Genomic DNA, 9031 nt, shown 5'->3' with positions numbered 1-9031 from the left:
CAGTTTAACGGTAGGGTTTCACGCGTTGGTGTGGGTCTTTTTTTCTTTGTTTGGGGTATCACGTGCCAGAATGCTAAAGTTTTTTTTGTAGGTAGCTGCCATTTTGTGATTATCCTGAAAACTAGGGTATAATATGTAAAAGTACATTCACTATTTTAAAAGGAGTTAATCATGTCTAAGAGAAAACCTTTTGTGACGTATACCTTGCTAGGTATTCAAATTATTTTATTTATTATGATGGAATTTATGGGCAGTTCCGAAAGTTCTGCCACCTTATTATTATTCGGGGCTAAATTTAATCCATTGATTGCTGCTGGGGAGTATTGGCGGTTAATTACCCCCATGTTCTTGCATATTGGCATTGTTCATTTATTAATTAATTCTATTACCCTGTATTATTTAGGTAGTATGGTTGAAAATATTGTGGGTCACTGGCGCTACTCGGTGATTTACCTGGCTTCTGGCTTGATGGGGAACTTGTTCTCTTACCAATTTTCAGAAAATATCTCAGCTGGGGCATCGACTGCCTTATTTGGTTTGTTTGCTGTCTTTCTAGCGCTTAAAAATCTATTCCCGAGAAATCGTTATATTCAAAGCATCGGTTCGCAATATTTAACTCTTGTGGTAATTAACTTGGTCTTTGGTATGATGGGTTCAGGGATTGATATTTGGGGCCATGTGGGCGGATTAGTAGGTGGTTTCTTAATGACCATGGCGCTCCTTCAGGGGGAAGGGCCAGATCAACGGTTGACCCAACGAATTGGTTCAGCTGCTACCTTTGTGGTGATTGCTGGATTTATTTTGATCAACCATGGCATTTTCAATACTTTAATTGGTGGTTAGGAGCGTTTATTTGACAGAAGAAATGAAAACAATTTTAGACAAGAAGGCCATTCGCGACCGGACGCTTAAATATTGGGCAGCCTTACCAGAGGATGACCGAATGGCTTTGCAAGCAGATATTTATGCCCAATTATTTAGCAATGAAGCCTTTATTCAAGCCGATACCATTACCACAACCATTGCCCATCCAGGCGAAATTGATACGAAACCCATTATTGATTACGCCTTAACCATTGGCAAGAAGGTATATGTGCCTAAAACCTATCCTAACCGCCAAATGGCATTTGCCAAGTATCAAGGAATGGATGCCCTGGAGAAGACAACATTCGGTATTTACGAACCAACAGCAAACGCTGATTTTATTGAAAAAGATGCGATTGATTTAATGCTTGTACCAGGTTTGTTTTTTAGGTCGGATGGGTATCGGGTTGGGCATGGTGGCGGTTTTTACGATATTTTTCTAGCGGATTATCCAGGAACCAAGATTGCCTTAACCTTTCCAGGTATGGTCTCTAATGAAGTGACCTTTGAAATGGATGATTTTGATATGCCAGTGGACCAGATTATTGTTGGGAAAATATAAATATTATGCAACCGGTATCATTTTTTGCTTAAAAACCTAAATTTTTTTGCTAAAGTCTGATAAAATAGAGTTATGTAACTAAAAGATGAGAAGGAGTTATGATAATGACTAAGAAAATATTCGGTATCGACCTTGGTGGTACATCAATTAAATTATCCGTTGTTTCAACTGAAGGCGAAATTATTGATAAATGGGCAGTGCCTACAGATATTAAAGAAGATGGCCAACACATTATTCCAGATTTAATTCTAGCTGTTCAAGAAAAAATGCTAGAAAATAATTGGACTAACGAAGATATTTTAGGCATTGGTATGGGGTCTCCAGGCTTCGTAGACCGGGAAAAAGGTACTGTTGCTGGTGCGTATAACTTAGCTTGGGTTGAAGAACAGCCCGTTGCAGAATTGATTCGTAGCCACTTTAACGCAGATTGGCCAATTTTAATCGAAAACGACGCTAACGTTGCGGCTTTAGGGGAGCAATGGAAGGGTGCCGGTGACCACGCGGCCAATGTGGTTATGGTAACTTTAGGCACTGGTGTTGGTGGTGGTGTTATTGTCAACGACCAATTGGTAGTTGGACAAGGGGCTGCTGGTGAAATTGGGCATATGTTCTCTAAAGATGGTGGCCGTAAGTGTACTTGTGGTCAGCATGGCTGTTTAGAAACTGTGGCATCTGCTTCAGGTATCGTTTGGACAGCTGGTGAATTAGCTTATACTATGGATGATACGGGTTCTATTATTCAAGGCCGTATTTTTAACGGGGACCCTGTAACGTCTGAAGATATCTTTAGAGCTGCAGAAGCCGGTGACCGTTTTGCGGAAGCTGTTGTTGATGACACGATGGCGCATTTAGGGCGTGCTTTGGGCCAAGTGGCTGCAGTAACTAATCCACAATATATTTTAATTGGTGGTGGGGTTGCCAATGCTGGTCAATACTTACTAGATAAAGTAACAGACTATTTCCACAAGTCGGTATATCCTGGTGTTGGACGGACAACAAGTATTCGTCTAGCTACTTTGGGGAATGATGCAGGTGTGTATGGTGCTGCGTCACTAGTTATGAAAAATGCCTAGTATTTGTCGTTAGAAGGGAAAACAACACTTATGATCAACTTTGGTACTATTTCTTGGATTATTTTAATTGTCGTATTATTGGTTTGGGGAGGCTTCTGGTTATACAGCTACTTATTGCGTCGTAACAACGCAACCATGATTTCTCAAGAAGATTTCCAACAAACCATGCAATCAGCACAAATTATTGATATCCGAGAAGCAAATGAATTTAACTCTGCGCATATTTTTGGTGCCCGTAATGTACCTTATTCTACATTACAACAAGGTGTGCCGGGCTTCAGTAAATCACGTCCAATTTATTTATATGCAGATGTACATAATTTAACTGGTCGTGCTGCGAAGAAATTAAAAGATGCAGGTTACGATAAAATTTATATCTTAAAGGGCGGCCTGAGTGAGTGGGAAGGTAAAACAAAACGTCAAGATTAATATTTTTGGAAAAGTCAGGAGTTAGCGCTCCTGGCTTTTTCTGAATGTTGTTTATCCTTAAAATGCGCACGCTAGGTAAGTTTAGATTAGATGGGGGATATTGATGTTGATTAGACAAATGAAGAAATCAGAGACCTGATTATTAAAAGATTATTTCTACAAAGCGCTGTTTGTTCCTGAAGGAGCGTCACCGTTTCCGCGATCGATTTTGAATGAAGCGCATCTACAGAAATATTTTAATCATATTGATTTAGATAAAGACCTTTGTTTAGTAGCAGAAATCAACGGACAAGTTGTTGGCGCTATTTGGGGACGTTACTTTACTTCAGACAATCAAGGATATGGTTTTTTTCAAGAGGATTATATGGAAATCTCACTATCGGTAGATGAAGCCTATAGAAATCAAAAAATAGGGACAATGTTAATAGAAGAATTTATAGCGGTTGGACGAAAACAAGGGATAAACGGTTTATCATTGAGCGTGAGTTATGGCAATTATGCGATAGAGCTCTACGAAAAAGTAGGCTTTAAGCGAGTAGTAGAAAGAGAAACGGATATTTTGATGGTAAGAACATTGGTTGATACACTTGGCTAGAATGAATTGGTGTGGGAAAGTGGTTAGATGAATATATTAGGATATAACTAGTATTATGCGGGCGCTAGAGGCTGATGATTTCTAGCATGCCCCCGCACATTAGTCGGGTTCGGGTCTCCAGAAAAGACTGCGTTTCAGATTAGTTTGTAACTGACTGCGTCATTTACTGCACTAATCTTCCAACGGTTCTTTTCTTAGCGTCGACCCTCGCACCCTGTTTCACATCCTATAGTCGGGTTCGGGTCTCCAGAAAAGACTGCGTTTCAGATTAGTTTGTAACTGACTCCGTCATTTACTGCACTAATCTTCCAACGGTTCTTTTCTTAGCGTCGATCCTCGCACCCTGTGAAGTTGAGCTCGCCAGGGCAGACAGATGTCCGCTTCAGAATAGTTTGTTTCACACTTTGTGTGACACTGTACTATTCTTCCATCGTCTCCTGCCTAAACGCCCTGTCTCACATCCTATTCTTGCTTTCTGTTTTTTTCCATGCTATTATTGGCTATGCAAATAATTTAAGTAATTGCTGTGAGGTTTATTGTGTTTGTCTTTAAGAGAGCTTGTGGTTGGTGTGAACAGGTATGACAGTCAATAATGGTTGCGCAGTAGGCAAAGTGTCGCTTTACTTCGGTACATACCGTTATCATGTCCTTACAATGAAGTAAAAATGTAGGTGGTACCGAGCAATGAAATTTGCGCCCTATACTATAATTGTCTAACCATAGATTGTTATAGTATAGGGCTTTTATTTTGCCAAAAATATGAAACAAAGAAAGAGGGAAGCTTTCATGAAAGAGACTAATATGTCTACTAAATACCAACCGAATGCGGTTGAAGAAGGGCGCTATGACAAATGGGTAGCGTCTGGTGTATTCGCCCCTAATGAAGATAAAACTGCTGAACCATATTCAATTGTTATTCCACCTCCCAATGTAACAGGTAAATTGCATTTAGGTCATGCTTGGGATGTGACTTTACAAGATATGTCTATCCGTCAAAAACGGATGCAAGGATACGATACTTTATGGTTACCAGGTATGGACCACGCGGGTATTGCGACGCAAGCCAAGGTTGAAGCGAAATTAGCTGAAGAGGGTACTTCTCGTTATGATCTAGGCCGTGAAAAATTCATTGACCAAGTGTGGGATTGGAAAGAAGAATATGCTGAAACAATTCGTCAACAATGGGGTAAAATGGGTATTTCTGTTGATTATTCACGTGAACGTTTTACCTTAGACAACGGGTTAAGTGAAGCTGTGCGTAAAGTCTTCGTTGATTTATTCAATAAAGATTTAATTTACCGCGGTGAATACATTATCAACTGGGATCCAAAAGCACAAACTGCCTTATCTGATATGGAAGTAATCTACTCTGATGATAACGGTGCATTCTACCACATTTCATACCCATTAACAGATGGATCAGGGTCGGTAGAAATCGCTACAACACGTCCAGAAACCTTGTTAGGGGATACGGCAGTTGCAGTCCACCCTGATGACGACCGTTACACCCACTTAGTTGGTAAAACTATTACTTTACCGCTTGTTGGCCGTGAAATTCCAATCGTTGCGGACGATTACGTAGAACGTGAATTTGGGACTGGTATTGTAAAAATTACCCCTGCCCATGACCCTAACGACTTTGCAGTAGGGAACCGTCATGATTTACCACGGATCAACGTGATGAACGCTGATGCAACAATGAACGAAAATGCTGGTGAATTTGTTGGCATGACTCGGGAAGAAGCGCGTAAAGCTGTTGTTGCTGCCTTAGACGAACAAGGTTTCTTAATCCGCACAGAAGAAATGGTCCACTCAGTTGGTCACTCTGAACGTACTGGTGTTGTTGTTGAACCACGTCTTTCAACACAATGGTTCGTTAAAATGCGTCCATTAGCGGATAATTCATTAGAAAACCAAAACACTGAAGACCGTGTTGATTTCTACCCACCTCGTTTTGAAAATACCTTCAAGACATGGATGGAAAATGCCCACGACTGGGTTATCTCACGTCAATTATGGTGGGGTCACCAAATTCCAGCTTGGTACCATAAAGAAACTGGTGAAATGTATGTTGGTATGGAAGCCCCTGCTGATAGCGAAAACTGGGAACAAGATCCAGATGTATTAGATACATGGTTCTCATCTGCCTTATGGCCGTTTTCAACTATGGGTTGGCCAGATACTGATGCAGAAGACTTTAAACGTTACTACCCAACGTCAACATTGGTAACAGGGTATGACATCATCTTCTTCTGGGTAGCGCGTATGATTTTCCAAGGGTTGGAATTCACTGGTCGTCGTCCATTCAAGAACGTGTTAATCCACGGTTTAATCCGTGATAGCCAAGGCCGTAAGATGTCTAAATCTTTAGGTAACGGAGTTGACCCGATGGATGTTGTAAACGAGTATGGTGCTGACGCTTTACGTTGGTTTTTAGCAACTGGTTCAACACCTGGCCAAGATATCCGTTATAACGAAGAAAAACTTGAAGCTGCTTGGAACTTTATTAACAAGATTTGGAATGCTTCTCGTTATGCCATCATGAACCTTGATGACTTAACATATGATGAAATTGATTTATCTAATGTGACTGAAATTAAAGACCAATGGATTTTAACACGACTAAATGAGACTATTGCATCAGTTACCGCAAACTTTGATAAGTTTGAGTTCGGTGAAGCAGGCCGTTCATTGTACCACTTCATCTGGGATGAATTCTGTAACTGGTATATTGAAATGGCTAAAGAAACCTTACAAGGCGAGGATGAAGCTGCGAAAGCGACAACTCGTTCAGTGTTGGCTTACACATTAAACAACATTCTACGTTTAATGCATCCAATCATGCCATTTGTAACAGAAGAAATCTGGGCGCATATTCCACATAAAGAAGCATCAATCGTAACAGCTGCTTACCCAACGGTAGATGAAAACTTATCTAATCCAAAAGCTGCTTCTGATATGAACTACGTGATTTCACTGGTTAAAGCGATCCGTAATGCCCGTAATAAACAAAACGTGGCTTTATCTAAGCCAATTGAAATCATGGTGAAACCGCGTAACGCTGAAATTGGTCAAGCCCTTGAAGACAACATTGCCTTCATTAACCGCTTTACCAACCCAGAAAGCTTCACGATTGATACAGATGCTGTAGTACCAGATCAAGCCGTAACCTTATTCTTTGACGGTGGAGACATTTACTTACCATTAGCTGGTTTTATTAACATCGAAGAAGAAATTGCCCGCTTGGAGAAAGAATTAGCCAAATGGCAATCTGAAGTAGACCGGGTTGAGAAGAAACTATCAAATGAACGCTTTGTGGCCAATGCCCCTGAAGCGGTCGTTGAAGAGGAACGTCAAAAAGGGCAAGATTACCAAGAAAAATTAGCTTCTACTAAAGAAAGAATTGCTGAATTACAAGGCTAATTTGACTCAAAATAACCATTTAAGAAGCCGACTAAACTTAAATAGTCGGCTTCTTTTTCGAATGAAATCACTTAGGCCATACAGAAAAATATACCTAGTGATTTACAAAAATAAAATACTATTAAAGGACTTTCCGTGCTAGAATGATGTCTGACAAGATGATAATTGAAAAAATGGGGGATGAAATTGGCGATTTTAATGCATAATAAGGCGCAAATTGAACAATGGTTGGCAGTGTACACTAAGTCAACGCCAAAAGATTTTTTACGGATGGCAAGTGTGCTTGACCGCTACGACCACCCAGAGTTAAAAACACCCGCAATCCACGTGACTGGTACCAACGGCAAGGGGTCAACCTGTCGTTTTATCGAGCAAATGGCGACAGATCACGGCTACTCGACCCTCCTATTCTCATCACCGCATTTGGAGACCTTAACTGAACGTATTCGCCACAATAAAGAAAATATCGACGACCAAGCCTTTATTCAACTGATGAACGAAGTCCGTCACCATATTGAAGCCCTAAAAATCGAAGCCATGTCTTATTTCGAAGTCCTCACTTTAGCCTTCTTTATCTATGCGGGCCAGGTGGACGTCGACATCCTCATTGTTGAAGTAGGGATAGGTGGCAAAAAGGACTATACTAACATTCTCCCGCATGCCGTCCGGGTCATCACCTCTATTGGTAAAGACCACATTCCTAGTTTAGGTAAAGATGAATTCGCCATTACCAAGCAAAAAGCCGGCATTATGCATCAAGGGGATACCATGGTTGTTGGGGAAATTGCGGCAGAATACTTGGCTATTATCCAAGACAAAGTCACTCAAGAAGAAGGTCAATTGATTTCTTATAAATTGCAACCGCAAATGGACATTCCGCAACTTGGTTTTTACCAAGTATGGAATGCCCGGACAGCTTACGCTGCTTTTGACGCTTTTACAAAGGAAAATGGCTTATATTTCAACCAACAAACAGCCATCGCCGCCATTCAAGCGACGGCTTTACCAGGTCGGATGGAATTGATTGCTAACCAGCCAACCACCTATATTGATGGCGCCCACAATATTTCAGCCATCGAGGTATTACTTAAAGCATTAAAAGCAACTTTTGCGGATAAAAAAATTATCATGTATTTTTCAAGTTTAGACCGTAAAGAAATCACCGGCTCACTGGACTATATCCAAGCACATTCAGACATTGAATTATATGTCACCACTTTTGATTATAAAGAAGCGAGAAAAGAAGACGATTATTTAGCCACGACAGATGCGAAATTTGTAAATAATTGGTATGATGATTATAAGCAATCCGCACCAGCAAATGTAGATGCCGTAGTAGTGTTCTGTGGCTCTTTCTACTTTATCTCTGAAGTGCGAGAAAAACTACAAAGTGAGGATATCTATGAAAACATCAGTAATTTTTGATATGGACGGGTTAATGATAGATACTGAGAAGATCTACGCTCAAGTAAACCAAGAAGGATTCGAGTCGTTAGGCATCGAATTCACCATGGATGACTATTTAAAATATGTTGGGGTTGGTGAGAAGGAAACCCTACAAATGTATGAGGAAGCTATTGGTGACAGAGAAGCAGCAGAAGCGTTATTAGCCCGTGAAGATAAACGTTACCTTGAAATCATCAAAGATAAAGCCCCTGATTTAAAGGATGACTTGATCAAAGTGTTGGATACGTTAGCAGCTAAAAATGTTGATTGCTACGTGGCGTCATCATCTAATATTGAAACGGTAGAGTATTTACTGGAGGCAACAGGCATCCGCAAATACTTCAAAGGTGTGCTTGGTGGTGACCAAGTAGAAAACGCTAAGCCAGACCCAGAAATCTATCTAAAAGTTGTGGCAGATTTCAATTTGGACAAAGAAAAAACAATTGTATTAGAGGACTCTATTCATGGCGTGAACGCTGCTTATCAAGCAGGTTTAGACGTGATCATGGTTCCTGATTTGGTTGCGCCGGATGATGAAACTTACGACCGCGTTTTAGCAGTCGTTGGCCGTCTTGGTGATGCCTTACCATTTTTAGATTAAGCAAATTTGACTGGTACTTGAAACCCTACCGTTAAACT

The 9031-nt window shown here is 40.6% G+C and carries 8 protein-coding genes; all 8 read left to right on the top strand.

Annotated features, from left to right (window positions below; genetic code table 11):
* Nucleotides 1–171 precede the first annotated feature (171 nt).
* The 8 genes from B2V22_RS05205 to B2V22_RS05170 all read left to right on the top strand — a co-directional run bounded on the left by B2V22_RS05205 (nucleotide 172) and on the right by B2V22_RS05170 (nucleotide 8993).
* Nucleotides 172–843, top strand: coding sequence for a rhomboid family intramembrane serine protease (locus B2V22_RS05205; RefSeq protein WP_290490898.1), 672 nt, complete (start codon nucleotides 172–174; stop codon nucleotides 841–843).
* A gap of 10 nt (nucleotides 844–853) precedes the next feature.
* On the top strand, nucleotides 854–1426 hold the full coding sequence (locus B2V22_RS05200; RefSeq protein WP_290490897.1) for a 5-formyltetrahydrofolate cyclo-ligase: 573 nt from the start codon (nucleotides 854–856) through the stop codon (nucleotides 1424–1426).
* 104 nt (nucleotides 1427–1530) lie between these two features.
* Nucleotides 1531–2499 carry an ROK family glucokinase gene (locus tag B2V22_RS05195; RefSeq protein ID WP_290490896.1) on the top strand — a complete coding sequence of 323 codons (969 nt, stop codon included), beginning with the start codon at nucleotides 1531–1533 and terminating at the stop codon, nucleotides 2497–2499.
* Nucleotides 2500–2529: 30 nt separating this feature from the next.
* Nucleotides 2530–2928, top strand: coding sequence for a rhodanese-like domain-containing protein (locus B2V22_RS05190; RefSeq protein WP_290490895.1), 399 nt, complete (start codon nucleotides 2530–2532; stop codon nucleotides 2926–2928).
* Nucleotides 2929–3094: 166 nt separating this feature from the next.
* On the top strand, nucleotides 3095–3523 hold the full coding sequence (locus tag B2V22_RS05185; protein WP_290490900.1) for a GNAT family N-acetyltransferase: 429 nt from the start codon (nucleotides 3095–3097) through the stop codon (nucleotides 3521–3523).
* 786 nt (nucleotides 3524–4309) lie between these two features.
* Nucleotides 4310–6946 (top strand): valine--tRNA ligase, encoded by a 2637-nt coding sequence (locus tag B2V22_RS05180; RefSeq protein ID WP_290490894.1) that lies wholly within the window; start codon nucleotides 4310–4312, stop codon nucleotides 6944–6946.
* Between the two features lie 180 nt (nucleotides 6947–7126).
* Nucleotides 7127–8371 (top strand): bifunctional folylpolyglutamate synthase/dihydrofolate synthase, encoded by a 1245-nt coding sequence (locus B2V22_RS05175; protein WP_290490899.1) that lies wholly within the window; start codon nucleotides 7127–7129, stop codon nucleotides 8369–8371.
* Nucleotides 8349–8993 (top strand): HAD family hydrolase, encoded by a 645-nt coding sequence (locus tag B2V22_RS05170; RefSeq protein ID WP_290490893.1) that lies wholly within the window; start codon nucleotides 8349–8351, stop codon nucleotides 8991–8993. Before B2V22_RS05175 ends, B2V22_RS05170 begins: the two co-directional genes overlap by 23 nt.
* Nucleotides 8994–9031: the final 38 nt, after the last annotated feature.

Source organism: Aerococcus sp. UBA6277 (genome assembly GCF_002440555.1).
Taxonomy (GTDB): Bacteria; Bacillota; Bacilli; order Lactobacillales; family Aerococcaceae; genus Aerococcus.
The sequence above is the reverse complement of the archived record's forward strand: the minus strand, read 5'-3'. Positions and strand labels throughout refer to the sequence as shown.

What these genes read in the sequence shown, in the direction of transcription:
- B2V22_RS05205 (WP_290490898.1), top strand. Translation starts at nt 172, where the DNA reads ATGTCTAAGAGAAAACCTTTTGTGACGTATACCTTGCTAGGTATTCAA.
- B2V22_RS05195 (WP_290490896.1), top strand. Translation starts at nt 1,531, where the DNA reads ATGACTAAGAAAATATTCGGTATCGACCTTGGTGGTACATCAATTAAA.
- B2V22_RS05190 (WP_290490895.1), top strand. Translation starts at nt 2,530, where the DNA reads ATGATCAACTTTGGTACTATTTCTTGGATTATTTTAATTGTCGTATTA.
- B2V22_RS05180 (WP_290490894.1), top strand. Translation starts at nt 4,310, where the DNA reads ATGAAAGAGACTAATATGTCTACTAAATACCAACCGAATGCGGTTGAA.
- B2V22_RS05175 (WP_290490899.1), top strand. Translation starts at nt 7,127, where the DNA reads ATGAAATTGGCGATTTTAATGCATAATAAGGCGCAAATTGAACAATGG.
- B2V22_RS05170 (WP_290490893.1), top strand. Translation starts at nt 8,349, where the DNA reads ATGAAAACATCAGTAATTTTTGATATGGACGGGTTAATGATAGATACT.